This window comes from Streptomyces sp. NPDC021100 (assembly GCF_044333095.1).
Lineage (GTDB): Bacteria > Actinomycetota > Actinomycetes > Streptomycetales > Streptomycetaceae > Streptomyces.
In genome coordinates, this window is sequence record NZ_JBIRQH010000011.1 from 186,500 (window position 1) to 212,931 (window position 26,432).

Consider the following 26,432-nt stretch of genomic DNA (forward strand, 5'->3'; position numbering starts at 1 on the left):
CCACCAGTGCCGCACCCGTCCTCACCGCCACCGGCGTCACCATGCGCTTCGGCGGCCTCACCGCCGTACGCTCCGTCGACCTCACCGTGCACGACCGGCAGATCGTCGGGCTCATCGGCCCCAACGGCGCGGGAAAAACCACCTTCTTCAACTGCCTCACGGGCCTCTACGTCCCGACCCAAGGCACCGTCGTCTACCGCGACACCATCCTCCCCGCCAAACCCCACCTCGTCGCCCAGGCAGGCATCGCCCGCACCTTCCAGAACATCCGCCTCTTCCCCAGCATGACCGTCCTGGAGAACGTCCTCGTCGGCCGCCACACCCGCACCCACGAGGGCCTCCTCTCCGCCCTCCTCCGCAGCCCCGGCTTCCACCGCGCCGAACGCGCCTCCCACCAACGCGCCCGCGAACTCCTGGAGTTCACCGGCCTCGCCGACAAGGCCGACCACCTCGCCCGCAACCTCCCCTACGGCGAACAGCGCAGGCTCGAAATCGCCCGCGCCCTCGCCAGCGACCCCGGCCTGCTCCTCCTCGACGAACCCACCGCCGGCATGAACCCCCAGGAGACCCGCGCCGCCGAACGCCTCGTCCTCGCCATCCGCGACCAGGGCATCGCCGTCCTCGTCATCGAGCACGACATGCGCTTCATCTTCAACCTCTGCGACCACGTCGCCGTCCTCGTCCAGGGCCGGAAGCTCGTCGAGGGCACCCCGCGCACCGTCCAGAGCGACGAACGCGTCATCGCCGCCTACCTCGGCACCCCCTTCGACGGCGCACCGGGACAGGACGAGGCCGCCGAGGTCGAGGCGGCGGAAGCGGCCCGGGCGGCGGAAGCGGCGACCGCCACGGCGGCCCTGGCGGCACACGCCCAGGCGGAGGCAGCGGCCCGGAGGGACGCGAGCCCACCGACGGCCCCGGACGACGACACGACCCGCCCCCACCCCGAGGAGAACGACCCCCGATGACGGCCCTCCTCGAAGTCCGCGGCCTCCGCGTCTCCTACGGCAAGATCGAAGCCGTCAAGGGCATCTCCTTCACCGTCCACGCCGGGGAGATCGTCACCCTCATCGGCACCAACGGCGCCGGAAAAACCACCACGCTCCGCACCCTCTCCGGCCTCCTCCGCCCCACGGCCGGCAGCATCCGCTTCAACGGGAAACCCCTCACCCGGGTCCCCGCCCACCGCATCGTCGCCCTCGGCCTCGCCCACTCCCCCGAAGGCCGCCACATCTTCCCCCGCCTCACCATCGCCGAGAACCTCCAGCTCGGCGCCTTCCTCCGCAAGGACACCGCCGCCATCGCCCAGGACGTCGAGCGCGCCTACGGCCTCTTCCCCATCCTCGGCGAACGCGCCCGCCAGCCCGCCGGCACCCTCTCCGGCGGCGAACAGCAGATGCTCGCCATGGCCCGCGCCCTGATGTCCCGCCCCAAACTCCTCATGCTCGACGAACCCTCCATGGGCCTCTCGCCGATCATGATGCAGAAGATCATGACCACCATCGCCGAGCTCAAGGCCGACGGCACGACGATCCTCCTCGTCGAACAGAACGCCCAGGCGGCCCTCACCCTCGCCGACCACGGCCACGTCATGGAAACCGGCCGCATCGTCCTCTCCGGCACCGGCACGGAACTCCTCGGCGACACGTCCGTACGCAAGGCGTACCTCGGCGAGGACTGACCGCAACCCCACAGCCCCCGAGCAGCACGAAGGGTCCGCGCCCCCATCAGGACACGGACCCCACACCCAACTCACCAGCCACTACTGCGACTGCTGCTCCTTCGCCGCCTTCTTCTCCCGGGCGTCCTCGATGACGGCCTCCGCCACCTGCTGCATCGACATCCGGCGGTCCATCGACGTCTTCTGGATCCACCGGAACGCCGCCGGCTCCGTCAGCCCGTACTGCGTCTGCAGAACGCTCTTCGCCCGGTCCACCAGCTTGCGCGTCTCCAGCCGCTGGGAGAGGTCCGCGACCTCCTTCTCCAGCGCCTTCAGCTCCGTGAACCGCGAGACGGCCATCTCGATCGCCGGCACGACGTCGCTCTTGCTGAACGGCTTCACCAGGTACGCCATGGCCCCGGCGTCCCGCGCCCGCTCCACGAGCTCACGCTGCGAGAACGCGGTGAGCATCAGCACGGGGGCGATCGACTCGGCCGCGATCCGCTCGGCCGCGGAGATCCCGTCGAGCACGGGCATCTTCACGTCCAGGATCACCAGATCCGGCCGGTGCTCCCGCGCCAGCGCGACCGCCGTCTCCCCGTCGCCCGCCTCACCCACGACGGAATAGCCCTCTTCCTCGAGCATCTCCTTGAGATCAAGGCGGATGAGGGCCTCGTCCTCGGCGATCACGACACGGGTGGTGTGCGGAGGGGTGTGCTGCGGCTCGTCGTCGACGGGCGGCTGGGGCTCGGCGGCGCTCACGGGTCTCCTCGGTCAAGCAGGTGATGTGTATGAGCCTACCTAGTAGGGACCCTCGATGCTCACACGGTATGCTGCTCACAGCCTGTCCAGCCGGGTTGGCGCAACTGGTTGACGCGGAGGTCTCAAACACCTCTGTCCGCGAGGACATGTGGGTTCGAATCCCATACCCGGCACTTAACAGTAAAAGCGGATGTTCACCTTCTCGTGAACTTTACCCACCTCTACTCCACGCTCACATTCTGTAACGCACTGTGATGGCATGGAGTTTCACGGCAGCGCAGTGCGACAGAAGGCTCTCGATCTTCTCCACTCCGGAGTGTCCAACGCCGACGTAGCACGAAGACTCGGCGTCCCCATCGGCACGGTCGGCTACTGGCTGCACGTCGACCGCTCAAGACGCGGGGACTGCCCAGGCCGCCCAGACCCCCAGTGCCCACGATGCCACGGCCGTGCGCTGGACGAGGCGGCGTATTCCTACCTGCTCGGCCTCTACCTGGGTGACGGCCACATCATCCAGTACTCCCAGCACCGAGCGCCGAGCCTGATGATCACCTGTGCCGAGGACTGGCCCGGGCTCATGGACGCATGCGAAGCGGCCATGCAAGCAGTGTTGCCCGACAACAAGGTCTGCCGCGTCAGGCGGACCGGCTGCCGCAACGTGAAGGTCTACTCGAAACACCTGTGGTGCCTGTTCCCCCAGCACGGGCCGGGGAAGAAGCACGAGCGCCGGATCGCACTCGAACCCTGGCAGCAGCAGATCGTCAACGCCCGCCCTTGGGAGTTCGTTCGCGGACTCATCCACTCCGACGGCTGCCGCATCACGAACTGGACCACCAGAGCCGTCCAGGGAGTGAGTAAACGCTACGAGTATCCTCGCTACCTCTTCACCAACAAGTCCGACGACATCCGGCAGCTCTACTGCGACACCCTCGACAAGGTCGGTGTCGCCTGGAAGATCACCCGGCGCGGCGCCGACCCGTACAACATCTCGGTCGCCCGCCGCGCCTCCGTCGCCCTCATGGACGCCCACATCGGCCCGAAATACTGATCCCCCAGGCCTCGCCTACCCCTTCGGCCCGTCGTCCTCCCCGATGTGGTGCACCCGCACGAGGTTGGTCGTACCAGGAGTGCCGGGCGGGGAGCCGGCCGTGATGATGACCATGTCGCCCTTGCGGCAGCGTCCGATGCGGAGCAGGTATTCGTCGACCTGGCTGACCATTTCGTCGGTGGTCTGCACCATGGGCCCGAGGAAGGTCTCGACGCCCCAGGTGAGGTTGAGCTGGGAGCGGGTGGCGGGTTCGGGGGTGAAGGCGAGGAGGGGGATGGGCGAGCGGTAGCGGGAGAGGCGGCGGACGGTGTCGCCGGACTGGGTGAAGGCGACGAGGAACTTGGCGCCGAGGAAGTCGCCCATCTCGGCGGCGGCGCGGGCGACGGCGCCGCCCTGGGTGCGGGGCTTGCTGCGTTCGGTGAGCGGGGGGAGCCCCTGGGCGAGGATGTCCTCTTCGGCCGCCTGGAGGATGCGGCTCATGGTGCGGACGGTTTCGATGGGGTATTTGCCGACGCTGGTCTCGCCGGAGAGCATCACGGCGTCGGTGCCGTCGATGACGGCGTTGGCGACGTCGGATGCCTCGGCGCGGGTGGGGCGGGATGCGTCGATCATGGAGTCGAGCATCTGGGTGGCGACGATGACGGGTTTGGCATTGCGCTTGGCCAGTTTGATGGCGCGCTTCTGGACGATCGGGACCGTTTCGAGCGGCATTTCGACGCCGAGGTCGCCGCGCGCGACCATGATGCCGTCGAAGGCGGCGACGATGCCGTCGAGGTTCTCGACCGCCTGCGGCTTCTCGATCTTCGCGAGGACGGGGAGGCGGCGGCCCTCCTCGTCCATGACGCGGTGGACGTCGTCGATGTCCCGCGCGCTGCGGACGAAGGAGAGGGCGACGATGTCGGCGCCGGTGGTGATGGCCCAGCGGAGGTCTTCGACGTCCTTCTCGGAGAGGGCGGGGACGGAGACGGCGACGCCGGGGAGGTTGAGGCCCTTGTGGTCGGAGACCATGCCGCCCTCAAGGACGACGGTGTGGACGCGCGGTCCGTTGACTTCGGTGACCTCGAGGGTGACGCGGCCGTCGTCGACGAGGATGCGTTCGCCGCGGGTGACGTCGGCGGCGAGGCCGTCGTAGGTGGTGCCGCAGCGGTGGCGGTCGCCGAGGACGTCCTCGACGGTGATGGTGAAGGTGTCGCCGCGTTCAAGGAGTACCGGGCCTTCGAGGAACCGGCCGAGGCGGATCTTCGGGCCTTGAAGGTCGGCGAGGACCCCGACGTTGCGGCCGGTCTCCTCGGCGGCCTTGCGCACCCGTTCGTACCGCGCCTCGTGGTCGGCGTGAGTGCCATGGCTCAGGTTGAAGCGGGCGACGTCCATGCCGGCTTCGACGAGGGCCTTGATCTGCTCGTACGAGTCGGTGGCGGGCCCCAGGGTGCAGACGATTTTCGCTCGGCGCATGGCACGACCTTATGACCTACCGGCGGGTAGAGAATCTGCCGGACACGGCCACCCAAAGTCCGTTGGGTAAAGGTCTGTTGACAACTAGTGAAACGTGCGCGGGGGCGCTCCGATGAGCGGCGGGAGACCTTGTCAACGCCCCCGCGCGCACCGGTTCACAGGATCGGCGGGGTCATGGTCAACCGTGCGTTGACGTGGGCGTAGACGCTCTGGCGCTGGGGTTCGAGGTCGAGGGCGGGTGGGGCGGAGCCGGCGTAGCCGGCGCTGCGGAGTATGGCGGGGCGGGCGGGGGGTGCGGCGGGGGCGGGGTGTTCGGCTCCGGTGTCGGCGAGCTCGACGAGGGCGACGAGGTGGGAGCCGAGTGCTTCGGCGTATTCGCGGGCGCGTTGGACGGCGTCGTGGACGGCTTGGCGGCGGGCTTCGCGGTGGGCGGGCGAGTTGGCGCGCAGGGCCCACCAGGGGCCGTCGATGCGGGTGAGTTCGAGGTCGGAGAGGCGGGTGGTGAGTTCGCCGAGGATGGTGAAGTCGCTGAGGGTGGCGGTGAGGTGGACGTGGCCGCGGTAGGCGCGGATGCGTTCGTGGCGGCCTTTGTCGTTGAGTTGGGGGGTGATGGTGACGGCGCCGGTTTCGATTTTCTCGACGGCGTCGCCGTGGGTTTTGAGGAGTTCGATGATGTGGTTGTTGCGTCGGGTGAGGTCGTCCAGGGCTTTGTGACGGTCGGTGCCGCGGGCGCTGATGGTGATTCCGAGGCGGGCGATTTCGGGGTCGACTTCGAGGTGCGCCTCGCCCCGGACGGCGACGCGTGGCGTGTCGGGGGTTCCGTAGGGCAACGGCTCGGTTGCGGTCATGGGGCTAGCGTCCCAGTCCGTGTTCGTCGGCGGGACTGTCCGGAGTCATCGGATCGCAACCTTGTAAGGGTGTTGCCATGGCGCCTGTGGGGGCCAGAATCTACGCGCGTTGTACCGGGGGTTCGTGGTGTTGCGGCCGTCCGGTGCCGCTGTCGGACGCGGCCGGCTCTCGGCCGGCCGCGGTGAGATCGTCAGGTGACAGGTAAAGGGATGGGGAATTCGATGCCGCTGAACCGCAGGCGTTTCCTGGGGCGTACGGCTGCTACGGGGGCGGGTGTGGCCCTCACCGGTGCGGTGGGCGCCGCGTCGGCGGCGGCCGCCGAGCAGCCCCTCGCGGGACAGGGAGCGCACGGGGGCCGCGGGCACGGCAGGACGAAGCGGTACGCGTTCACCGTCATGGGCACCACGGATCTGCACGGGAACGTCTTCAACTGGGACTATTTCACCGATGCCGAGTTCGACGACAAGGCGCACAACGATGTGGGCCTGGCGAAGATCTCGACGCTGGTGAAGCAGGTCCGCAAGGAGAAGGGGCGGCGGAACACGCTGCTCATCGACGCGGGCGACACGATTCAGGGGACGCAGCTCGCGTACTACTACGCACGGGTGGAGCCGATCACCGGGGCCCGCGGCCCGGTGCATCCGATGGCGCTGGCGATGAACTCCATGGGATATGACGCGGCGGCGCTGGGCAACCACGAGTTCAATTACGGCATTCCGGTGCTGCGGAAGTTCGAGCAGCAGTGCCACTTCCCGTTGCTGGGCGCGAACGCGCTGGACGCGAAGACGATGCGGCCGGCGTTCCGGCCGTATGTCATCAAGCGGATGCGGACGCCGCACGGGCGTGATGTGCGGGTGGCGGTGCTGGGTCTGACGAATCCGGGGATCGCGATCTGGGACAAGGCGAATGTGCAGGGGAAGATGGTTTTCCCGGGCCTTGAGGAGCAGGCGGCGAAGTGGGTGCCGCGGCTGCGGTCGATGGGTGCGGACGTCGTGATCGTGTCGGCGCATTCGGGGATGAGCGGTACGTCGTCCTACGGTGACGCGCTGCCTTATGTGGAGAACGCGGCGGCGTTGGTGGCGGAGCGGGTGCCGGGGATCGACGCGATTCTCGTGGGGCACGCCCATGTGGAGGTGCCGGAGTACCGGGTGGTGAACAAGGAGACGGGTCGGCCGGTGGTGCTGTCCGAGCCGTTGAAGTGGGGGCAGCGGTTGACGCTGTTCGACTTCGATCTGGTGTGGGAGCGGGGCCGCTGGCAGGTCGCGTCGGTGTCGTCGAAGGTGCTGAACTCGAACACGGCCGAGGAGGACGCGACGGTCACCGGTCTGGTGCGGGGGCAGCACCGGAAGGTGGTGGCCTATGTGAACCAGCGGATCGGGACGTCGACGGCGGTGATGGACGCGGCGGAGGCGCCGTACCGGGACACGCCGATCATCGATTTCATCAATCACGTCCAGGCGGAGACGGTGCGTTCGGCGCTGAGGGGTACGGCGTACGCGTCGTTGCCGGTGCTGTCGCAGGCGTCGTGTTTCTCGCGGACGGCGGCGGTTCCTGCGGGGCCGGTGTCGGTCCGTCAGGTGGCGGGGCTGTATCCGTTCGAGAACACGCTGGAAGCCCGGGTGCTGACCGGTGCGCAGCTGCGGGAGTACCTGGAGTTCTCGGCGCGGTATTACGTGCGGACGCCGGCGGGTGCGCCGGTGGATCCGGCGAAGCTCACGAACGCGGAGAGCATTCCGGATTACAACTACGACGTGGTGAGTGGCCTCTCCTACGAGATCGACATCGCGAAGGCGCCGGGTGCGCGGATCGGGAAGCTGCTGTTCGACGGGAAGCCGCTGGACGATTCCGCGCAGTTCGTGCTGGCGGTGAACAACTACCGGGCGAGCGGCGGCGGTAATTTCCCGCATGTGGCGCGGGCGAAGCAGGTGTGGGCGAATTCGGAGGAGATCCGTAACACGATCATCGGCTGGGTGAAGGCCCAGCAGGTGATCGATGTGGCGAAGTTCGCGTCAGTGGACTGGAAGCTGACGCGGGATGGTGTGCCGCTTTTCTGAGGCGGACGCGGTGTGGGGCCGTGGCGTGGGCCGCGGCTCCAGGCCGAAGGTGGTGAAGGCGGTGCGGTGGGGCAGGGGGTAGTGGGTGGTGCCGGTGACGGCGTTGAGGATGGTGGCGCTGCGCCAGGCGGCGAGGCCGAGGTCGGAGCTGCCGATGCCGTGGGCGTGGGTTTCGGCGTTCTGGACGTGGACGGCGCCCTTGACCAAGGGGTCGAGGACGAGGCGGTGCTGGGCGTCGATGCGGGGCCGGCCGCCGGAGTCGCGGCGGATGTAGGGGTCGAGGGCGGCGAGGAGGCGGTCGACGCGGCGTTCGCGGTAGCCGGTGGCGAGGACGACGGCGTCGGTGGTGAGGCGTGAGCGGGTGCCTTGCTGGTGGTGTTCGAGGTGGAGCTCGACGCGGGTGGTGCCGACGCGTCCGGCGGTGCGGACGAAGACGCCCGGGGTGAGGGTGGTGTCGGGCCAGCCGCCGTGGAGGCTGCGGCGGTAGAGCTCGTCGTGGATGGCGGTGATGGTGGCGGGGTCGATGCCCTGCTGGAGCTGCCATTGCTGGGGCAGGGCTTGGTCGCGGACGGGTTCGGGGAGGGCGTGGAAGTACTGGCCGTAGTCGGGGGTGAAGTGTTCGCGGCCGAGCCGGCTGGTCTCGGTCGGGGCGAAGGCGGGGGTGCGGGCGAGCCAGTGGAGCTTCTCGCGGCCGACGGGGCGGTGGCGGAGCAGGTCGAGGAAGATCTCGGCGCCGGACTGCCCGGAGCCGATGACGGTGACGTGGTCGGCGGCGAGGAGGTCGGCGCGGTGGTCGAGGTAGTCGGCGGAGTGGTGGACGGGGACGCCGTGGGCCTCGACGAGGGGGCGGAGGGGCTCGGGGATGTCGGGGGTGGTGCCGATGCCGAGGACGACGTTGCGGGCGTAGGTGCGGCCCAGGGCTTCGGCCTCGCCGTCGCGGTCGAGCTGGGTGTAGTCGATTTCGAAGAGGACGCGTTCGGGGTTCCAGCGGACGGCGTCGATGTGGTGGCCGAAGTGGAGGCCGGTGAGGTTCTCGCTGACCCAGCGGCAGTAGGCGTCGTATTCGGCGCGCGTGATGTGGAAGCGCTCGGCGAAGTAGAAGGGGTAGAGGCGTTCGCGGGTCTTGAGGTAGTTGAGGAAGGTCCAGGGGCTGGTGGGGTCGGCGAGGGTCACGAGGTCGGCGAGGAAGGGGACCTGGATGCGAGCGCCGTCGATGAGCAGCCCGGGGTGCCAGCGGAACGTGTGATTCTCGTCATAGAAGGCCGCGTGGAGGTCGGACAGCGGGTGGGCGAGGGCGGCCAGGGAGAGGTTGAAGGGGCCGATGCCGATGCCCGCGAAGTCGAGGGGCGCGTCGGGGGTGTGGTCGGAGCTCGGGGGGTTGCTCATGCGGGGGTGCGGCCTTCCCGTGGGCGGCGGCGAACACAGCCGGACAAGTCGTTTATGCCCTTTTTGTTCGATACATCAGGACCGCTTCAAGCTACCGGCTGTACCTGCGGCGTGACGCCTTGTGGGGGATGTTTCCCCCGATGGGGGTACGGTCCGCGCGCGGGCGGGAAGTTGGGGGTCGCGCACGGCAAAGGGGCGCGGGACGGGGTGCGGGGCGCGCCCCGGGGGCGGCTTCGACTACCCTGCACCTCATGGCCATGATGAACCTCGCTCTCGACATCGGACCGCTGAAGCCGGACGTTGCCCCGCTCGTCCTCGGTCTGGTGCTGTTTTTCCTCGTCTTCGCGGTGATCGCGAAGGGGATCCTGCCCCGGATCAACAAGGTCCTCACCGAGCGTGAGCAGGCCACGGAGGGGCGCATCGGCGAGGCGGAGGAGACGCGCGCCGAGGCGGAGCGGGTCCACGCCGAGTACCAGGCGCTGCTGGCCGAGGCCCGGCACGAGGCCGCGCGGCTGCGCCAGGAGTCGGTCGAGCAGGGCAACGCGATCATCGCCGAGCTGCGGGCCGAGGGCCAGCGCCAGCGCGACGAGATCATCTCCGCCGGTCACGCGATGATCGACGCGGAGCGCACGATGGCCGAGGCGCAGCTGCGCGAGCAGGTCGGTGCGCTGGCCACCGAGCTGGCGGGCCGCATCGTCGGCGAGTCGGTCGAGACGTACGCGCGGGAGAGCGGCATCGTGGACCGCTTCCTGGAGGAGCTCCGCAGGGCCGAGCCGGCGGACGCGATCGAGGACAAGCGCGGCTGACGTAGGCAGCGTTTTTCGGGCCTGGCGCCCGCACCCCCGACCGGGGTGCGGGCGCCTTTGTCATGCCGTGGCGGGGTCGGCGGGGGTCATTGTCAGTGGAGTGGTGTTCACTGTGCGTAGCGAACGGTGAGGGCTCGACGGAGGTCGTCGAGCCGGTCGCGGAGCTGCCGCCTGAGCGCGGGGGTCGGTTCCGTGCCGCTCAGGCATTCCTCGCCGAGGCGCAGCGTGTCGTGGTCGATGTGGGGACGGGGGAATCCATGGTTGCCGGCGGCTTTGGCGAGGGCGGTGCCGCGGCGGGCGGCGAGTGCCGTCGCGTCGGGGTGGTAGCGGTCGCGGTAGGGGCGGGTGAGGTCGAGCTGTTCGGCCTGCCAGAAGCCCTGGGCGGTGGCGGTCCAGAGGTAGGCGGAGAGGCTGTCGTCCTCGTAGAGGGCGTGCCAGGCCGCTTGTTTGGCGGCGGGGTCGGGGAGGGCGGCGCGGCAGCGGGCGGCGCCTTCCCGGCCGGTGGCGCTGGGGTCCGCGGCGAGTTCGGTGTCGATGGCGTCGGGGGTGACGGCGCCGAGGACGGCGAGGCGGGTGAGGACGCGCCAGCGGAGTTCGGGGTCGAGGGCGGGTCCGCCGGGGACGCTGCCGGCGCGGAGCCAGTCGTGGAGGGCGGCGTCCGTGGCGGCACTGTCGATGAGGGTGCGGACGGCGGCGAGGCGCGGGCCGGGGGCGATGCCGCGCTCGGTGCGGCGCAGGAGGTCGTGGCAGGTGTCGCGGAGGGCGGCGAGGGCGTCGTCGCGGTGGCCTGCCGGGAGGTAGACGTCGGCGATCTGGTCGCGGGCGAAGGTGAGGACGCCTTCGACGACGGCGTTGTCGGTCTCGTGCGGCAGGTGGTCGCGGGTGGCCCGCAGGTAGGCGGCGGGGGCCAGCAGGCCGTCGCGGACCTGGTCGCGGAGGGAGTTCCAGACGACCGCGCGGGTGAGGGGGTCGGGCAGGCCGGAGAGGGCCCCGAGGGCGGTGTCGTGGGAGGCGGGGTCGAGGCGGATCTTGGCGTAGCCGAGGTCGCCGTCGTTGAGGAGGACGAGGGCGGGCCGGGGGCCGGTGCCGGTGAGGGCGGGGCCGGGGGGACCGGGGAGGTCGATCTCCGTGCGGGCGCGGGCGGTGAGGCGCCCGGTGTCGTCGGGGGTGTGGTCGTAGAGGCCGACGGCGATGCGGTGGGGGCGGTTGCCCTCGTGGTCGACGGTGAGTTCCCAGCCGCCGTCGGTGGTGGTGATCCGGGGGGTGAGGGTGTCGACGCCGGTGGTGCGGAGCCATCGGGCGGCCCAGGCGTGGACGTCGCGTTCGGTGGCGCCGGCGAGGGAGTCGAGGAAGTCGGCGAGGGTGGCGTTGCCGAAGCGGTGCCGGGTGAAGTGGGCGTTGATGCCGGCGAGGAAGTCCTTCTCGCCGAGCCAGGCGACGAGTTGGCGGAGGGCGGAGGCGCCCTTGGCGTAGGAGATGCCGTCGAAGTTGAGGAGGGCGGTGGCGGTGTCGTGGACGGCGCCGGGTTCGGGGGCGACGGGGTGGGTGGTCTCGCGCTGGTCGGCGGCGTAGCCCCAGGCCTTGCGGCTGATGCCGAACTCGGTCCAGGTGCCGGTGAGATGGGTGGCGTCGGCCAGGACTTGGTAACCCATGTACTCGGCGAAGGACTCGTTGAGCCAGATGTCGTCCCACCACTTCAGGGTGACGAGGTCGCCGAACCACATGTGGGCCATTTCGTGGGCGATGGTGACGGCGCGGGTTTGCCGCTCGGTGTCGGTGGCGGCGGAGCGGAAGACGTATTCGTCGCGGAGGACGACGAGTCCGGGGTTCTCCATGGCGCCGAAGTTGTATTCGGGGACGAACGCCTGGTCGTAGGAGTCGAAGGGGTAGGGCTCGTCGAAGATCTGGTGGAAGCGGTCGAAGCAGCGGCGGGTGAGGTCGAGGAGTTCCTCGGCGTCGGCGTCCAGGTGCGGTGCGAGGGACCGCCGGCAGTGCAGGGCGAAGGGCAGCCCGGCGTGTTCGGTGCGGACGGTGTGCCAGGGGCCGGCGGCGAAGGCGACGAAGTACGTGCTGAGGGGCCGGCCGGCGGGCAGCTTCCAGCGGCCTTCGGTGGGCGGTCCGACGCGGGTGGCGACGGTGTTGCCGAGGACCGTCCAGGCGGGGGGCGCGGTGACGGTGGCGGAGAAGACGGCCTTGAGGTCGGGCTGGTCGAAGGCGGCGAAGACGCGCTGGACGTCGTCGAGGAACAGCTGGGTGTAGAGGTAGGTCTCGCCGTCGACGGGGTCGGTGAAGCGGTGCATGCCCTCGCCGGTGCGGGAGTAGCGCATGTCCGCCTCGACGCGGAGTTCGTGGTCGCCGGGGGTGAGTGCGGCGAGGGGGAGCCGGTTGTCGTCGAGGGTGGCGGTGTCGAGGGGGCGGCCGTCGAGGGTGGCGCTCAGGAGGGCGGCGGGGCGGACTTCGACGAAGGTGTCGCCTGGGGTGCGGGCGTGGAAGCGGATGACCGTGGTGGAGCGGAAGCGCTCTTCGCCGCGGGTGAGATCGAGGTCGATGTCATAGCTGTGGACGTCCAGGAGCCGGGCCCTGGCCTGTGCTTCGTCGCGCGTCAGTACGGTCATGGGGGCCATGCTGCCGCAGCTCCCCGACGGGGGACGAGGCGTTTCGGGAGTGGGCCTGACCGTCGCGCGGGGGACGGCGTCCGGGCCCGCGGACGGCCGGCGGAGGCACGGCCGGGGGGGAGGCGGTGCGTGTGCGGGGGCCGGCGGGGACGGCGAGGGCCGGCGGCCCGGTCCCGGCCGTCCGCGGGAGCGCCCCCGGCGTGGGCGCCGGGGCTCTCCGGAGGGCGGACGGCCGTCAGGCGCGGGCGATGGTCTCGTGGTGCCGGATGACCTCGGCGACGATGAAGTTGAGGAACTTCTCGGCGAAGGCAGGATCGAGCTTCGCGTTCTCGGCGAGGAGGCGCAGCCGGGCGATCTGGCGGGCCTCGCGGGCCGGGTCGGCGGGCGGCATCTTGTGCGCGGCCTTGAGGTGGCCGACCTGCTGGGTGCACTTGAAGCGCTCGGCGAGCATATGGATCACCGCGGCGTCGATGTTGTCGATGCTGTCCCGCAGCCGGGAGAGCTCGGCCCGCACGGCGTCGTCGGGCGCGCCCGCTCCGGCCGCGGCGGCGGTGGCGGCCGGACCCGCATCGCCGGACGGGACGGGGCCGGAGCGGTCGGCGCCGGGGCGGTCGGAATTGGTGCTGTCGTTCATATCGACCGACCTTATGCGCAACGGGCGGCCCATGCCGACTCGATGATCCGGCCGGTGCCGGTCCGGTGGCCCCGGAAGGCGCGGGGGCGGCGGCCGATGGCCGGGAGGAGAGGACCAGCGGGGCGAGTGGGACGACCGGGGCCAGTGAGGCAGGAGGTGGATCGAGAGAGGGAACGGAAGGCGGGGCGGGTGCCGGGCGGCGGACGGTGTCGCGGCCCGTGCTCCGGCGGTCCGGTGGCCCGGTGGTACGCCCCTCGTCGCGCCCCTCGCCCCGGTGACGGCGGCCCCCGGTGTGGGTCAGGATGGGCGCGGCCCGGGCCGCTCGGGCGGGCCGACGGGGCTGGGGGGCTGCTGTGCCGGACTTCACCGTGGCGGAGGACGGGTTCCGGATCGACGGACGCGAGGTGCGGCTGCTGTCGGGGGCGCTGCACTACTTCCGGGTGCACGAGGGGCACTGGCCGCACCGGCTGGCGATGCTGCGGGCGATGGGGCTCAACTGCGTGGAGACGTACGTCCCGTGGAACCGGCACGAGCCCGTCGAAGGACGGCCCCACGACGTGGGCGAGCTGGGCCGGTTCCTGGACGCGGCCGACGCGGCGGGCCTGTACGCGATCGTGCGCCCCGGGCCGTACATCTGCGCGGAGTGGGAGAACGGGGGGTTGCCGCACTGGCTCACGGGACGGCTGGGACGCCGGGTGCGGACGAGCGATCCCGAGTTCCTGCACGCGGTGGACGGCTGGCTGGAGGCGGTGGGCGCCGAGCTCGTCGGGCGGCAGTTCGGCCGGGGCGGCCCGGTCGTGCTGGTGCAGGTGGAGAACGAGTACGGCTCGTACGGCAGCGATCAGCCCTACCTCGAGCACCTTGTGGGCCGGCTGCGGGCCTCGGGGGTGGTGGTGCCGCTGGTGACGTCGGACGGGCCGGAGGACCACATGCTCACCGGCGGGACGGTCCCCGGCGCCACGGCGACGGTGAACTTCGGTTCGGGGGCGCGGGAGGCGTTCCGGGTGCTGCGCCGGCACCGGCCGGCCGGGCCGTCGATGTGCATGGAGTTCTGGTGCGGATGGTTCGCCCACTGGGGTGGTGCGCCGGCCGCGCGGGACGCCGGGGAGGCGGCGGAGGCGCTGCGGGAGGTCCTGGAGTGCGGGGCGTCCGTGAACGTCTACATGGCGCACGGCGGGACGAACTTCGGCGGCTGGGCGGGGGCGAACCGGGCCGGCGCGGAGCACCGGGGCGCGCTCCGCCCGACGACGACGTCGTACGACTACGACGCGCCCGTCGACGAGTACGGCCGGCCGACCGCCAAGTTCCATGCCTTCCGCGAGGTGCTGGCCGCCTACGGGGACGGTCCGCCGCCGGAACCGCCACCCGCTCCCCCGGCACTGCGGGAGCCGGTACGCGCGGAGCTCACACGGTGGGCGCCGCCCGCGGAGGTGATGGACGCGCTGGGTGGGGCCGCGCGGGAGGCCGTGCTGCCGCCGTCGTTCGAGGAGCTGGGGGTGGACCGGGGGATCGTCCGCTACCGGTTCACGGTCCCGGGACCGCGCCGGGCGCTCCCCCTGCGGGTGGCCGGGCTGCGCGACCTCGCGGTCGTGTCCGTGGACGGGGTGCGGACGGCCGTGCTGCGCGCCGAGGACGGGCTGATCGGGGACGTACCGGGGCCGGCGTCGGTCGAGTTGTGGGTGGAGTCGCTGGGGAGGGTCAACTACGGTCCGCGGCTGGGCGAACGGAAGGGGCTGACGGGTGGGCTGCTGCACGGGGGACAGTACGTCCACGGCGTACGGGCGCGGGGGCTCCGGCTCGCGGCGTTCGAGGAGGAGGGCGCGCTCGCGGTGGTGCGGTGGCGGCCGGCCGCAGGGCGGGAGCCGGGGGTCTACCGAGGGGCCTTCCGGGTGCCGGAGGGCGGTGACGCGGTGCTCCGACTGCCGGGCTGGGTACGGGGGTTCGTCTGGGTGAACGGTTTCTGCCTGGGCCGGTACTGGTCCGACGGGCCGCAACACGCTCTCTGGGTGCCGGGGCCGGTGTTACGTGCGGGGCGGAACGAGCTGCTGGTGCTGGAGATGGAACGGGCGGGGACGATGCGGCCGTTGCTGGCGCCGGTTCCGGGGTAGGCGGGACGGCATGACAGGTCGCGGGGCGAGCGACCCGGCGAGGCCGGAGCCGTGCGCAGCGGTCCTCCCGCCGCCGACGAGCCGACCCGCAGCGGTCGGCGCGACGGTCGGCGGAGTAGCAGACGAAGTGGCCGACGGGCCGGGCGGCGGTCGGCCTGCCGGACGGCCAAGTCGCCAGGCCGCCGAGCGGACGGGCCGACCGGGCCCGACCGGGCCGACGGACGGACGGCCGGCAGACGGACGGCCGACGGATCGGAGCCGTACATACCTCCGTCCCGCTGATCACCGGCCGATGACGGTGACCAGCGGGACGGGCCCTGTGGAGGTGTTGTTCCCAGATGGTGCGACGTGAAGCCGTCCGGACCGAACCAACTGGTCGGATGTTCGCCTCAACACTTCCCTCACGTCACGGACGTCACCCCCATCCCAGGACGCACGGTTTGTTCTTGCCCGGTGGACAACCCACCGGAGGTGAAGGAGCATCGCAACATGATCGCGAAACTGGACTGCACCGTCATCGACTGTCCGGACCCCTCGGCGCTCGCGGCCTTTTACGGGGCGATCCTGGGCTGGAAGGTCGACGCGAGCGACCCCGCCTGGGTGTGGCTGAACGACCCCGAGAGCAGCACCCGGATCGCCTTCCAGAAGGCGGCGGACCACCGTCCGCCGCGCTGGCCGGATCCGGAGCACCCCCAGCAGTTCCACCTGGACTTCTCCGTCGGCACCCGGGACGACCTGGAGCGCGCGCAGCGGGAGGTGACCGGTCTCGGCGCACGGTTCCTGCATGACAGCGGTGGGACGACGTCGGGGTTCCGGGTCTTCGCCGACCCCGCGGGGCACCCGTTCTGCCTCTGCTACGGATAGCAGACCTTCACGGGTTTACTGGCATCACAGGTGCACTGGCATCACGGGTGCACTGGCATCACGGGTGCACTGGCATCACGGACCCACCAGCCGTCACAGGCCCGTCACGGACTCGCCGGCGTCACGGACTCGCCGGCCCCGGGTCGGCGCGTCCGGTGTGCCGTCAGCTCCGCCCGGTCGGGTTCCGGCAGCCAGACGTCGTCCGGCCATCCCGCGCCCTCCGGCCATCCCGCACCCCCAACCGCCGCCGTGGAACCGGACCGCCTCCCACCGGGCACCTCCGGGTGCGGCAAAGCACGCAGCAAGGCGGCCAACTGGGGATCGCGATGGGAGCGGTGCCAGGTGACGGACCACAAATACAGGGGCGCGGGGTCCACGATCGGGAGGCGGCGCAGGCGTCCGTCGTGCGGCAGGTCCATCCCGGCCTCCCCCACCGCCACCGCACGCCCCTCGCGCCGCATGTGCTCCTCGTAGTCGCGGGCGCCCACCGCCGGTGCGGTGAAGTGCAGCGGAATGCCGAACTCCGTGCAGAACCGGGTCAGATAGCCACGCCACTCCTCCGCGCCGCCGGGGTCGGGCATGGCGATCCCGGCGTCCCGCAGGTCGGCCGAGCGGACGGCCGCCCGCTCGGCGAGGGGGTGCCCGGCGAGCACATAGGCGTGCAGCGGTTCGAGGCGGACGGGCCGGTGGAGGAGGTCGGCGGGCCAGGGCCGGCCGAGGTCGTGGACGCGGCCGAACGCGGCGTCGAGCTCCCGGCCCAGCACGGCCGGAAGGGCGAGCGCCAGCCCCTGCCGCATACTGGGGTCGACCCGTATCCCGGGCGTCCGGGCGACCGTCTCGCGCAGCACCCGCAGCGGCGTGAACCGCTCGGCGAACACCTCGACGCGCAGCGCGCGCACCGTGCCCCGGGCGGCGTGGACGGCCGCGTCGAAGGCGGTGACGGCGTCCACGGCGAGTGGCAGCAACCGCCGTCCGGCGGCGGTGAGTTCGACGCTGCGGGTGGTGCGTTCGAGGAGTGGCGCGCCGAGGGCGTCCTCCAGGCGGCGGACGCGTTTGGACAGCGCCTGCTGGGTGAGGAAGAGGCGGGCGGCGGCCCGGCCGAAGTGCAGTTCCTCGGCGACGGCGACGAAGGCGCGCATGCCCGGGAGATCGGGTTCCATGGCGCCAGCCTCAACTGACAACCCGGGGTTGTCAAAGCGTCCGCAGAAGTTGTTGGACACCAGCCCTGAGCTGCGGTTTTCCTGACGTCATGAGCGCATATCCGCCGTCGTCCGGTCTCTCCCCCCTCGTCAGCCTCACCTCCCTCGCCCCCCTCACCAAGCCCACCACGCCCATCACGCCCGCCTCGTCCGCCCCCGCCCCCGCCACCCCCGCCGCGGAGCCCGTCTTCCAGCGGCTGCTGCGGAACCGGATCATCGTGCTCGGGCAGCAGGTCGACGACGAGATCGCCAACCGGATCTGCGCCGAGATGCTGCTCCTCTCCGCCGAGGACCGGCACCGCGACATCCACCTCTACATCAATTCCCCCGGCGGCTCGATCACCGCCGGACTGGCCATCTACGACGTCATGCAGTTCATCCCGAACGACGTCGCCACCCTCTCCCTGGGCTTCACGGCGTCCATGGGGCAGTTCCTGCTCTGCGCGGGGGCGCCCGGAAAGCGGTACGCGCTGCCGCACGCGAGCATCCTCATGCACCAGCCGTCGGCTGGACTCGCGGGTTCCGCGTCGGACATCAGGATCCAGATCGACCAGATGCGGGCGGTCAAGCGGCTGGTGCAGGAGCGGATCGCCCACCACACGGGCCGGCCGGTGGAGCGGATCGAGGCGGACTCCGACCGGGACCACTACTTCACGGCCCAGGAGGCTCTGGAATACGGCTTCGTCGACCGCGTCATCGCCTCGGCGGACGAGCTCTCCGGTTTCCGCGCCGCCGCCTAGCGCCGCCGCCCAGCCCCACCGCCAAGCGCCGCCGCCCAGCCCCCGCCACCCAGCTCTGCCGCCCAGCCCCGCCGCCTAGCGCCGCTCCACCGGGAACACCGCGGTGATCAGCCACCCGCCCTCCGGCGCCGGCCCGGCGGTGAGCCGCCCGCCCATGGCCTTGGCGCGTTCCGCCAGCCCGACGAGGCCGAAGCCGCCCCCGCGCGCCGCGTCGGTGAGCTGGGCGGGGTGCCGACCGTCGTCGGCGATGCGGAGTTCGACGCCCTCGGGGACGCCGCGGACGCCGATGCGGACGGCCGTGGCGTCGGCGGCGTGCTTGCGGATGTTGGTCAGGGCCTCACGGACGACGCGGTGGACGGCGGCGGCGACGTCGCCCGGAAGCCACTTCTCCATGCCCTGCTCGATGTAGAGGGCGACGGGCGGGCCGGTGCGGGTGAACCGTTCCGTGAGCGTCCGCACCTCGGGGAGGCCGGCAACGGGCTCGGTCTCGGGTTCGGCGCCCTCGCGCAGGATGCCGACGAGGCGGCGCATGGCGCCGAGCGCCTCCCCGGCCGACCCCTCGATGCGCTCGAACGCCCGGGCGGCGGCGTCCCCCTCGACGGAGGTGAAACGGGCCGCCTGGGCCTGCACGGCGATGCCGGTGACGTGGTGGGCGACGAGGTCGTGGAGCTCGCGGGCGAGTTCCAGGCGCTCGGCGGTCCGGACCGCCGCCATGTCGCGGACACGCTGGGCCGACTGGGCGCGCAGCATCAGCGAGTACGCGCCGACGACCACCGTCAGCAGGGTGAACACGGCCGTGAACCGGCCCGGGTCGAGGTCGCGCACCGGCGCGGCGAGCGCCGCCAGGGCGAGCGCCGGCCCGAGGAGGGCCGCGCGCCGGGCCGGGGAGCGTTGGACGACGTTGGTGAGCAGCACCAGCAGGGCCACGTCCTCCCCCATCCCCCAGACCGCGCCGGGGTGCGGCCCGGCCATCAGCACGGCGGACGTCGTCCAGGACACGCCGACCGCGACGCCCGCGCGCAGGTCGAGGGGGATCCACGCGTACGGGACGGCGCACAGGCAGACGGCGACGCCCGACGCCAGGACGACGGCGTGCGGCGGGCTGGGCTGCCGGGCGAGGACGAAGCCCTCGAAGCCGACCAGGCCGAGCAGGAAGAGGGCGAGCACGCCCTTGGCGACGGTGGCCCGGTGCGGGTGCCGGGCGGCGAACCCGGCGCGCCCGCTCACGTACCGCCCGTGGCCAGCCCGCTCTCCCAGGCCCAGGCGGCGATCTCGACGCGGTTCCGGGCGTCGAGCTTCAGCTGCACGTTGGCCAGGTGGGTCTTGACCGTGGACAGGGAGATGAACAGCTCGGCGGCGATCTCGGCGTTGGTGGCGCCGCGCGCGAGGCAGCGGACGACGCTCTCCTCGCGTTCGGTCAGCGGTTCGGAGGGGGTCCTCATGGGGCGTTCCGTACCAGGGGTCCCGGCCGGGGCGAGGTCGCGGAGCAGCCGCACGGTGATGGCGGGCGAGATCAGGGAGTCGCCGACGGCGGCGGCGTGCACCGCCTCGACGAGCATGGCCGGACTGGCGTCCTTCAGCAGGAACCCGGAGGCGCCGTCGCGGAGCGCCGAGTGGACGTACTCGTCGAGGTCGAAGGTGGTGACGATGACGATGCGGGGGCGTCCGCCGCGCTCCGGTTCGGCGGCGGTGAGCGCGGAGAGCCGGCGGGTGACCTCCAGCCCGTCCAGCTTGGGCATGCGGATGTCGAGGAGCAGCACGTCGGGCCGGTGCTCCTCGACGGCGGCCAGCGCGGCCTCGCCGTCCACGACGTCGGCGACGACGTCGATGTCGGGCTGGCTCTCCAGGATCATCCGGAAGCCGGTGCGGACCATCTCCTGGTCGTCCGCGATGACGACGGTGATCGCCATGTCGTCCCCTAGTCCCTTGGTCCCTCAGTCCTGGTCCCTTAGTCCCCTGGGTGCTCGTCCCGCCCGGGCGGTCGCCGGGTCGTCCTCGGGCCGGCCCCTGGCCGGTTCCGGCCGTCCGCCGCGCGTCCCTCCATGTCACCGGGGGCGGCGTGGGGCCGCAACAGCAGCGGGAACGGGATCCCGGGAGCGGGAGCGGGGCGTGCCGTCTACGCGTCGGCGCGCGTTGCGCGGCGGCGGCTCGCGAGGCGCAGCCCGTACACGCCCCCGCCGACGGCCAGGAGCGCCGCGCCGCCCACGACGAGAGGCTTGCCGACGTCCCGCCGGCCTCCGACGGTCTGGCCGGCCTGCACCATGCGGCGGACGGGGTTGCTGGCGGCCTCGTGGCGCTTCACCGGCTTGACGGGCTTGACGCGCTTGACCCCCGCCGGTTCGGCCTTCGCCCCCTGTCCGGCCCGCGTGATCCGCTCGGCCTGCCGCACCCCGTGGAGCCGTCCGGCCGGCCGGAGCCGCGCCGCGGGGCGCGACACGCCGGGGTGCTCCCGGTGGGTGAAGCGGGGGTCGCGCTGACGGGGGTTCACGGTGTGCCCGTCCGTTCCCGCGGCCGGGTGAACGGCGGTCTCCTCCCGGGACGCGGCGGGGGCGTCCGACGGCTCGCGGGGTCCGTCGTGGCGGACCACGGCCCACTCCTCGCCGGTGCGGTCGCGGTGCCCGGCGTCCGCCGCCTGCGCGCCGGTCACCGGCAGGAGCACCGCGCTCGCGGCGGCGAGGAGGGCGACGGCGGCGATACGGGTCCTGGCGGGCACGGAGGTGCTCTTTCTGTCGTGGTCCTGCGGGTGCGGCGGGGGCCGCGGATCCACGTTACGGGCCTTCGTGCCGCGTACACCTCGACCGGCGGGCCATCTTGGGGGTGTTCCGGCTCGGCCGAAAGGATGACGGTGCGGTGCCGCGCGTCATACCGGGGTCGGGCGGTGGGGGCGCCCCGGTCCCGCCCCCCGTTTCCTACGGGAGCGAGCCCCCGCACCCCACAGCACGCCGCGTGCTCCCCCGGAGAGGACGCCCCGGCCCTCACACGCCGGGCGGGCCGGCCTCAGCCCGTCCGGCGTGTGACCCCCTACTCAGCCGCCCAACCCCGCCGCCCCCTCTGCGATGTCGCCCGCGAACGTGCTCACCTGCGTGTACACGCCGGGATACCCGGGCCGCGCACATCCCGTACCCCAGCTCACGATCCCGACCTGCACCCAGGCCCCCGCGTCGTCCTTGCGGAACATGGGCCCGCCGGAGTCCCCCTGGCAGGTGTCCACCCCGCCCTGGTCCACGTAACCGGCGCAGATCTCCTCGCCCGGTATCAGACTGCTCCCGTACGCCTTGCCACACGTGGCGTCGTCGACGTACGGCACCTGCGCCTTGCGCAGTTTCGTCTGCTGGCCGCCGCCCTCGCGGGTGGCGCCCCAGCCGACGACGGTGAAGGTGCCGGAGTCGTACGCGGTGGTGTCGGCGGTCTTCAGGGTGGGGAGGTCGAGGGGGCGGGCGAGTTTGATGAGGGCCCAGTCCTTGCCGCTGCCGTTGTAGCCGGGCGCCTGGAGGACCTCGGTGGACTTGACCTTGATCGCCTGCGAGGAGTTGAGGTCGACGGCGCCCGCGGTGACGGTGATCGACGTGTTGGCGCCGCTGCCGTCGACGCAGTGCGCGGCGGTGAGGACGATCTGCCGGGTGTAGAGGGCGCCGCCGCAGCCCATGGAGAGGCGGACCATCCAGGGGAACTCGCCCTGCTGCGCGAGGACGCCGCCGACGACGGGCCGGGGTGCGGGGTCGTCGGCCTGCGCCCAGCCGGCCTGGAGGCCGAGCGCGGCGACGGCCGCCGCGCCGACGGCGACGGTTCTCTTGAGGGCGGTGAGGTGAGTGCTCAAGGCGGTTCCCTTCGTGGGGGGGTTGGGGCGCCCGCCGGGATCCGTCACAGGTGATCACACTTAATCATGTTCATGACAAGCTGCCGATGCTTGTCGCCCCAGTGGAACCCGGTGGGCGCGGTGTGCCGAGTATCGGAGCGTGCGCCGGTGGCGGCAAGGACGCTTCCGGCCAGTCGGATCCGGTGTGGCCCGGTGTGCGCCGGTGTGCGCGTAAGGTGGGAGGACAGGGGGCCGGCGGAGCCGCGGGGGTGGTGCTGGTGGGCACGGACGTCGAGATCCTCCACGGATTCCCGCACCTGGGCACGGTGCACTCCGCGATCACCGCCCTCTACCGGCGGCTCTCGCCCGACACCCTGCGCACCTTCGCGCTCAGCGTCCCGCCGTTCGACGTCGCGTTCTCCGACGACGAGGATCCCTACCTGGGCGTCCAGCGGATCGCCGGCGTCATGGTGCGGCACCTGCGGCTCCCGGACGCCCGGATGATCGTCTCCTTCCGCGACATGCGGCACGCCGGGAACGTCGAACTCGCCGCGGGACCCGAGTACTTCATCGAGCTCAACTCCCGCTTCAAGAAGCACCGCAAGGACATCGGCGCCGCCCTCGCCCACGAGGTGACCCACGTCTACCTGCACCGGCTGGGCCTCGCCTTCCCCGGCACCCGGGACAACGAGATCCTCACCGACACCGTCGCCGCCTACCTCGGCGCCGGCTGGCTGCTGCTCGACGCGTACCGCGAGGACGCGGTCAGCACGCAGAAGCTCGGCTACCTCACCCCGGAGGAGTTCGGCTACGTCCTGGCCCAGCGCGCCGAGGTCTTCGCCGAGGACCCCCGGACCTGGTTCACCAGCCCGCGCGCCCACGACGCCTACGTCGCGGGCGCGGCGCGGGCCCGCCAGGAGGCGCGGCGTCCGCCGCTGGCCGCGGCGGGCCGGCTCGGGCGGCACCGCTACGCGCGCGACCGCCGGGCGGCCGAGCGCGGCACGGGCCAGGCGTCACCCGCCGCCGGGTACGCGTTCGAGGGGCGCGACCCGCAGCGCGTCAGCTTCCCCTGCCCCACCTGCCACCAGCGCATCCGGGTTCCGGTCCAGGGGCGGCTACGGGCCCGGTGCGGCCTGTGCGGGAGCGTGCACGACTGTGAGACGTGAGGCACCGCCTTCGACGTGAGGCGTTTCTTCCATCTGAGGCACCCCGCCTGAGCCCCCCGGAGGCACCCCTCCCGCCTAAGAAACCCTTCCCCCCGAGGCACCCCCCTTCGAAGGAGCCGGACTCACCCGTTCCCCCACCACTTCCGCAGCACCTGCTCCGCCGGCTTCCCGTGCGGCGTGTACGCGAGCTTCTTCGGCGTCTCCCCCGTGTCCGGCCAGTCGTCCCACATCCACCAGCACACCCCGGCCCACCACTTCTGTCCCTCGAAGGCGGCCAGCAACGCCTCGTACCCGGCGGCCTGTTCGGCGTCGCCGGCGGACTTGCTGACGGTCCAGGAGTACGGGGCGGTGGTGCTGCCCTTCTGGCTGACGTAGCCGGCCTCGGTGAAGAGGATCTTGCGCCCCTGGGCGGCGGAGAACGCGGCCAGTTCCTTCACCACCGGCTGCCACGCCTCGCGCAGCCGCCCCACGTCGGCGGTGGGCTTGTCGCCGAGCGGCCAGTAGGCGTCGATGCCGATGAGGTCGAGGCTCTTCCAGAACGCGACGTCGCGGTACTCGTCGTAGTTGGCCGCGTAGGTGAGCGGGCCCTTGTAGCGGGCGCGGACGGCGGCGACGGTCTTCTTCCAGTGGTCGCCGTCCCGCGAGACGCCGGTGAGTTCGGTGCCGACGGAGAACTGCTCGGCGCCGGTCTCGCGGGCGAGGTCCGCGTAGTGGGTGATGAAGCGTTCGTACGCCGCGAACCAGGCGTCCGGGTCGGCGGGCCGGATGCCGGAGCGGTCCTCGCCGCCCTTCAGGTCCACATGCGGCTTGATCATGGTCTTGAGGCCGGCGTCGTGGGCGAGGCGGACGATGTGGCGCAGGCTGTCGTCGTCGGCGGTCTCGTCGGTGGGGCGCATACCGGAGTCGGTGAGCTTGTCCTGGTACCAGGTGGGGGTGAAGGTCACCCAGCGGGCGCCGGTCGCGGCGATCTGCCGCAGATACGTTTTGGCCTCGGGTTTCTCGTAGTCCTTGCGGTTCCAGGCGGGGAGCGTGATCCCTTTCAGCGGGACCTCCTTCCGGCTGTCGGGGCGCTTGCTCGCCCCGCCGCTCGCGGTGCCGGCGGGCGGGGTCGCGGGCGCGTCCGAGGAGTCGTCGGCGGAGCAGCCCGCGAGGAAGAGGGCGGCCGCGGCCGCCAGCGCGGCGGCCGCCCTCTTCTTCGCGCTCACTGGTTCAGGTCCGTGGGGCCGACGAAGGTGTACCCGAGGGCGCGGATGCCGTCCACCGTCTGCTGGAGCGGGGCCGTCCCGTAGTACGGGTGGTAGAAGAAGCTGGCCACGCCGTCACGGACGGCCAGGTTGGCCTTGGCGGAGGCGACCAGGTCGGCGGGGAGCCGGGCCGGGTGGTTGTTGTACGGCTGGGGCTCGTAGTTGCCGAGGTTCTCCGGCAGGACCGTGGTGCCGTAGACGTCCTTCACGGCGTACGGGAAGAACTGGCCGATGTACTGGCCGGTGTTCACGGTGGTGCCGGGCAGGGTTCCTGCGAAGTACAAGGTTCTCTCCAGACGCGCGGAGAAGTTCTGACCGAGGACACGGTAGTCGGTCGCGGAGGCCGCGTAGTGTGGCGTTGTCCACAGCGTCGGCTTCGGCAGCCCAGCCGTCGCGAAGGCCGCGAGGGCGGACGTAACTCGCGTTTGCGCCCAGAGAGTTGAGTCCTCGGCGGGCGGCCCGTCGTAGATCACGTTGTCGGACGCGTCGACGTGCGCGCGGAAGAACTCGAAGTCGTCGCCGGTGACTCCGCTGTACGGGTTGTTCACGTTGCTGTACTGGTGGGTGTAGCCGTGGTCCATCAGCACCGCGCCGTGCGCCAGCATGTACTTGAGGGCGGAGACGACCTGGGGGCTCTGGGCGAGCGTGACGGTCTCGGCCTTCCCGCCGTTGTAGACGCCCTTGGGGTCCGTGTAGACGGGGATGACGTTGATCCCGTACGGGATCTTCTGGCCGTAGAGGTAATCCGCCGCCTGGCGCAGCTCGGTGGGGTCGGACTTCGGACTGATGTCCTCCAGCCGGACGAACGCCCGGTGCCGTTCGGCGGTGGCGGGGGCGAGCCCGTCGAAGAGCAGGTCCTCGAAGACGATCACCCGGTCGCTCTCGGAGACGTAGGTGAACGGGATCTCGCCGACGTACGTGAGGTTGCCCGAACGGATCGCCCAGGGGCTGGTGTCACCGGAGTTGGCGTCGGTGGCCTGGGCCAGCTGGTTGACCTGGGGGTAGCCCGGCCCGGTCAGCAGCGCCGGGTGCAGCACTCCGCCGTCGTACCCGGCGGGGATCTTCCGGGTGAGCTGCTGTCCCTTGTACGTGACCTGGGTGATGTTCCCGACCGTGCCGCCGCTCTCGTAGAACGAGTTGGTGGGGTCCCAGCCGTAGTGCTGCTTGAAGGCGTCGACGCCGACGGCGTTGGCCATGCCCCAGATGTTGTCCCCGACCCAGGTGACCGGGTGGGAGGTGGCCAGCGCGTCCTGGTAGAACGCGGCCGGGACGGCGTCCGGGACGGTGCCGCCGTAGTACGTCGACCCGAGGTAGACCGTGGCCGTGTACTGGTTGACCAGGCCCGCGGTGTACGCCGAGACGGGCTTGGCGGTCACGGTGCCGAAGTGGCCCGCGAGGTTGGCGGCGGCCATGGCGTAGAGCTCGCCCAGGTAACCGTAGGGGCCGGTGTTGTCGTAGAGGACCAGCGCCGAGGTCCCGGCCGCGGCGGCCGGCTGGACGACGGCCGGCCCCTGGGTCCTGGCGGTGGCCGGGGCGACGGCGGGGACGGCCGTCGCGGCCGCGGTGGTGCTTCGGGGTGCGAGGGCCTGACGGGCGCTCGTCCCGCCGGCCCCGCCCGTGCTACCGGTGCCGCTGGTACCGCCCGCCGCCGCCCGCCGGACGACGAGCTTGCCCGACCGGCGCAGCCGGTCGTTGGAGAGCCGGGCGGACTGCCAGGACTTGAGGTCCTTGACGCCGACCCCGGAGAGCGCGGCCGGCCCGGTGCCCTGCAAGGCGTGGGACGCGCGGGACCGGGCGTCCACCGGCGCACCGGCGGCTCCGGAGCCCTCCGAAATCGCGAATCCGCCCACGAGGGCCGCGACTATCGAAAGCGTTAGCGAAATTCTGGTCTTTCCCGGGCTTCTGCGGGAAATTCTCATCCTCATTCCCCCCTGACTGCCGTCGAGGCATGGCCGGCATCGCGCCGACAGTTGGCAGATTCTGGTGGGGCGTCCGACGGAGCGTCAATGCGCTTCCGGATATCAGTGACACCCCCGTTACAATTCCGGAAAG

General features: G+C 71.7%; 22 protein-coding genes and 1 tRNA gene. 10 read left to right on the top strand and 13 right to left on the bottom strand.

Annotated features, from left to right (window positions below; translation table 11 throughout):
- Positions 1–41 precede the first annotated feature (41 nt).
- A complete protein-coding gene (locus tag ACH4PU_RS21150; protein WP_398274183.1) occupies positions 42–965 on the top strand; it encodes an ABC transporter ATP-binding protein in 924 nt (307 codons plus the stop codon).
- Positions 962–1,678: an ABC transporter ATP-binding protein gene (locus tag ACH4PU_RS21155; protein WP_398274017.1), complete on the top strand. Its 717-nt coding sequence runs from the start codon at positions 962–964 to the stop codon at positions 1,676–1,678. Before ACH4PU_RS21150 ends, ACH4PU_RS21155 begins: the two co-directional genes overlap by 4 nt.
- 81 nt (positions 1,679–1,759) lie before the next feature.
- Here ACH4PU_RS21155 and ACH4PU_RS21160 read toward each other — a convergent pair whose 3' ends face one another.
- Positions 1,760–2,419 carry an ANTAR domain-containing response regulator gene (locus ACH4PU_RS21160; RefSeq protein ID WP_185943688.1) on the bottom strand — a complete coding sequence of 220 codons (660 nt, stop codon included), beginning with the start codon at positions 2,417–2,419 and terminating at the stop codon, positions 1,760–1,762.
- A gap of 89 nt (positions 2,420–2,508) precedes the next feature.
- Here ACH4PU_RS21160 and ACH4PU_RS21165 point away from each other — a divergent pair.
- Both ACH4PU_RS21165 and ACH4PU_RS21170 read left to right on the top strand, forming a co-directional pair.
- Positions 2,509–2,592, top strand: a tRNA-Leu gene (locus ACH4PU_RS21165).
- Between the two features lie 86 nt (positions 2,593–2,678).
- The gene (locus tag ACH4PU_RS21170; RefSeq protein WP_398274021.1) at positions 2,679–3,467 is read left to right on the top strand and encodes a helix-turn-helix domain-containing protein; all 789 of its coding nucleotides are present in this window, start codon (positions 2,679–2,681) and stop codon (positions 3,465–3,467) included.
- Positions 3,468–3,482: 15 nt separating this feature from the next.
- On the opposite strand, the gene pyk is transcribed toward ACH4PU_RS21170, so the two are convergent.
- Positions 3,483–4,919: a pyruvate kinase gene (gene pyk / locus ACH4PU_RS21175; protein WP_185943686.1), complete on the bottom strand. Its 1,437-nt coding sequence runs from the start codon at positions 4,917–4,919 to the stop codon at positions 3,483–3,485.
- A gap of 155 nt (positions 4,920–5,074) precedes the next feature.
- Complete coding sequence (locus tag ACH4PU_RS21180) at positions 5,075–5,767, bottom strand: SIMPL domain-containing protein (RefSeq protein ID WP_185943685.1); 693 nt, start codon at positions 5,765–5,767, stop codon at positions 5,075–5,077.
- Positions 5,768–5,989: 222 nt separating this feature from the next.
- Between ACH4PU_RS21180 and ACH4PU_RS21185 the strand changes: the two genes are divergently transcribed.
- Entirely contained in the window at positions 5,990–7,822 is a 1,833-nt protein-coding gene (locus ACH4PU_RS21185; protein ID WP_398274186.1) for a bifunctional metallophosphatase/5'-nucleotidase, read from the top strand.
- Here the strand turns inward: ACH4PU_RS21185 and ACH4PU_RS21190 are convergent.
- Complete coding sequence (locus tag ACH4PU_RS21190) at positions 7,778–9,208, bottom strand: lysine N(6)-hydroxylase/L-ornithine N(5)-oxygenase family protein (RefSeq protein ID WP_398274026.1); 1,431 nt, start codon at positions 9,206–9,208, stop codon at positions 7,778–7,780. The two genes, ACH4PU_RS21185 and ACH4PU_RS21190, sit on opposite strands and share 45 nt — an antisense overlap.
- Positions 9,209–9,459: 251 nt before the next feature.
- Here ACH4PU_RS21190 and ACH4PU_RS21195 point away from each other — a divergent pair, with 251 nt between their 5' ends.
- Positions 9,460–10,014 (top strand): F0F1 ATP synthase subunit B, encoded by a 555-nt coding sequence (locus tag ACH4PU_RS21195; protein ID WP_398274029.1) that lies wholly within the window; start codon positions 9,460–9,462, stop codon positions 10,012–10,014.
- Positions 10,015–10,121: 107 nt separating this feature from the next.
- Here ACH4PU_RS21195 and pepN read toward each other — a convergent pair whose 3' ends face one another.
- On the bottom strand, positions 10,122–12,638 hold the full coding sequence (gene pepN, locus ACH4PU_RS21200; protein ID WP_398274032.1) for an aminopeptidase N: 2,517 nt from the start codon (positions 12,636–12,638) through the stop codon (positions 10,122–10,124).
- 226 nt (positions 12,639–12,864) lie between these two features.
- Positions 12,865–13,263 (bottom strand): chorismate mutase, encoded by a 399-nt coding sequence (locus ACH4PU_RS21205; RefSeq protein ID WP_398274035.1) that lies wholly within the window; start codon positions 13,261–13,263, stop codon positions 12,865–12,867.
- A 353-nt stretch (positions 13,264–13,616) separates the two neighbouring features.
- Between ACH4PU_RS21205 and ACH4PU_RS21210 the strand changes: the two genes are divergently transcribed.
- A complete protein-coding gene (locus tag ACH4PU_RS21210; RefSeq protein WP_398274038.1) occupies positions 13,617–15,371 on the top strand; it encodes a beta-galactosidase family protein in 1,755 nt (584 codons plus the stop codon).
- Between the two features lie 489 nt (positions 15,372–15,860).
- Positions 15,861–16,235, top strand: a complete 375-nt coding sequence (locus ACH4PU_RS21215) for a VOC family protein (protein ID WP_398274041.1) — start codon at positions 15,861–15,863, stop codon at positions 16,233–16,235.
- Positions 16,236–16,339: 104 nt separating this feature from the next.
- Here the strand turns inward: ACH4PU_RS21215 and ACH4PU_RS21220 are convergent, their stop codons facing one another.
- Entirely contained in the window at positions 16,340–17,395 is a 1,056-nt protein-coding gene (locus tag ACH4PU_RS21220; RefSeq protein ID WP_398274044.1) for a LysR family transcriptional regulator, read from the bottom strand.
- 89 nt (positions 17,396–17,484) lie between these two features.
- Here ACH4PU_RS21220 and ACH4PU_RS21225 point away from each other — a divergent pair, with 89 nt between their 5' ends.
- On the top strand, positions 17,485–18,174 hold the full coding sequence (locus ACH4PU_RS21225; RefSeq protein ID WP_398274047.1) for a ClpP family protease: 690 nt from the start codon (positions 17,485–17,487) through the stop codon (positions 18,172–18,174).
- 75 nt (positions 18,175–18,249) lie between these two features.
- Here ACH4PU_RS21225 and ACH4PU_RS21230 read toward each other — a convergent pair whose 3' ends face one another.
- From ACH4PU_RS21230 to ACH4PU_RS21245, 4 genes are all read right to left on the bottom strand, one after another.
- Positions 18,250–19,401 carry a sensor histidine kinase gene (locus ACH4PU_RS21230; RefSeq protein WP_398274050.1) on the bottom strand — a complete coding sequence of 384 codons (1,152 nt, stop codon included), beginning with the start codon at positions 19,399–19,401 and terminating at the stop codon, positions 18,250–18,252.
- On the bottom strand, positions 19,398–20,084 hold the full coding sequence (locus ACH4PU_RS21235) for a response regulator (RefSeq protein WP_398274053.1): 687 nt from the start codon (positions 20,082–20,084) through the stop codon (positions 19,398–19,400). The genes ACH4PU_RS21230 and ACH4PU_RS21235 overlap by 4 nt, the downstream gene beginning before the upstream one ends.
- 206 nt (positions 20,085–20,290) lie before the next feature.
- Positions 20,291–20,887: a hypothetical protein gene (locus tag ACH4PU_RS21240; RefSeq protein WP_398274056.1), complete on the bottom strand. Its 597-nt coding sequence runs from the start codon at positions 20,885–20,887 to the stop codon at positions 20,291–20,293.
- A 312-nt stretch (positions 20,888–21,199) separates the two neighbouring features.
- Positions 21,200–21,991, bottom strand: coding sequence for a serine protease (locus tag ACH4PU_RS21245; protein ID WP_398274059.1), 792 nt, complete (start codon positions 21,989–21,991; stop codon positions 21,200–21,202).
- 248 nt (positions 21,992–22,239) lie between these two features.
- On the opposite strand from ACH4PU_RS21245, the gene ACH4PU_RS21250 reads away from it, so the two are divergent.
- Positions 22,240–23,136, top strand: coding sequence for a hypothetical protein (locus ACH4PU_RS21250; RefSeq protein WP_398274189.1), 897 nt, complete (start codon positions 22,240–22,242; stop codon positions 23,134–23,136).
- A gap of 122 nt (positions 23,137–23,258) precedes the next feature.
- Here the strand turns inward: ACH4PU_RS21250 and ACH4PU_RS21255 are convergent, their stop codons facing one another.
- Positions 23,259–24,341 (bottom strand): glycoside hydrolase family 113, encoded by a 1,083-nt coding sequence (locus tag ACH4PU_RS21255; RefSeq protein ID WP_398274062.1) that lies wholly within the window; start codon positions 24,339–24,341, stop codon positions 23,259–23,261.
- Positions 24,338–26,182: a DUF2334 domain-containing protein gene (locus ACH4PU_RS21260; protein WP_398274065.1), complete on the bottom strand. Its 1,845-nt coding sequence runs from the start codon at positions 26,180–26,182 to the stop codon at positions 24,338–24,340. The genes ACH4PU_RS21255 and ACH4PU_RS21260 overlap by 4 nt, the downstream gene beginning before the upstream one ends.
- Positions 26,183–26,432: the final 250 nt, after the last annotated feature.

Coding starts and splice junctions, on each gene's coding strand:
- pepN (WP_398274032.1), bottom strand. CDS start 12,638: ATGGCCCCCATGACCGTACTGACGCGCGACGAAGCACAGGCCAGGGCC.
- ACH4PU_RS21190 (WP_398274026.1), bottom strand. CDS start 9,208: ATGAGCAACCCCCCGAGCTCCGACCACACCCCCGACGCGCCCCTCGAC.
- ACH4PU_RS21215 (WP_398274041.1), top strand. CDS start 15,861: ATGATCGCGAAACTGGACTGCACCGTCATCGACTGTCCGGACCCCTCG.
- pyk (WP_185943686.1), bottom strand. CDS start 4,919: ATGCGCCGAGCGAAAATCGTCTGCACCCTGGGGCCCGCCACCGACTCG.
- ACH4PU_RS21195 (WP_398274029.1), top strand. CDS start 9,460: ATGGCCATGATGAACCTCGCTCTCGACATCGGACCGCTGAAGCCGGAC.
- ACH4PU_RS21235 (WP_398274053.1), bottom strand. CDS start 20,084: ATGGCGATCACCGTCGTCATCGCGGACGACCAGGAGATGGTCCGCACC.
- ACH4PU_RS21205 (WP_398274035.1), bottom strand. CDS start 13,263: ATGAACGACAGCACCAATTCCGACCGCCCCGGCGCCGACCGCTCCGGC.
- ACH4PU_RS21155 (WP_398274017.1), top strand. CDS start 962: ATGACGGCCCTCCTCGAAGTCCGCGGCCTCCGCGTCTCCTACGGCAAG.
- ACH4PU_RS21220 (WP_398274044.1), bottom strand. CDS start 17,395: ATGGAACCCGATCTCCCGGGCATGCGCGCCTTCGTCGCCGTCGCCGAG.
- ACH4PU_RS21150 (WP_398274183.1), top strand. CDS start 42: ATGCGCTTCGGCGGCCTCACCGCCGTACGCTCCGTCGACCTCACCGTG.
- ACH4PU_RS21225 (WP_398274047.1), top strand. CDS start 17,485: ATGAGCGCATATCCGCCGTCGTCCGGTCTCTCCCCCCTCGTCAGCCTC.
- ACH4PU_RS21170 (WP_398274021.1), top strand. CDS start 2,679: ATGGAGTTTCACGGCAGCGCAGTGCGACAGAAGGCTCTCGATCTTCTC.
- ACH4PU_RS21180 (WP_185943685.1), bottom strand. CDS start 5,767: ATGACCGCAACCGAGCCGTTGCCCTACGGAACCCCCGACACGCCACGC.
- ACH4PU_RS21185 (WP_398274186.1), top strand. CDS start 5,990: ATGCCGCTGAACCGCAGGCGTTTCCTGGGGCGTACGGCTGCTACGGGG.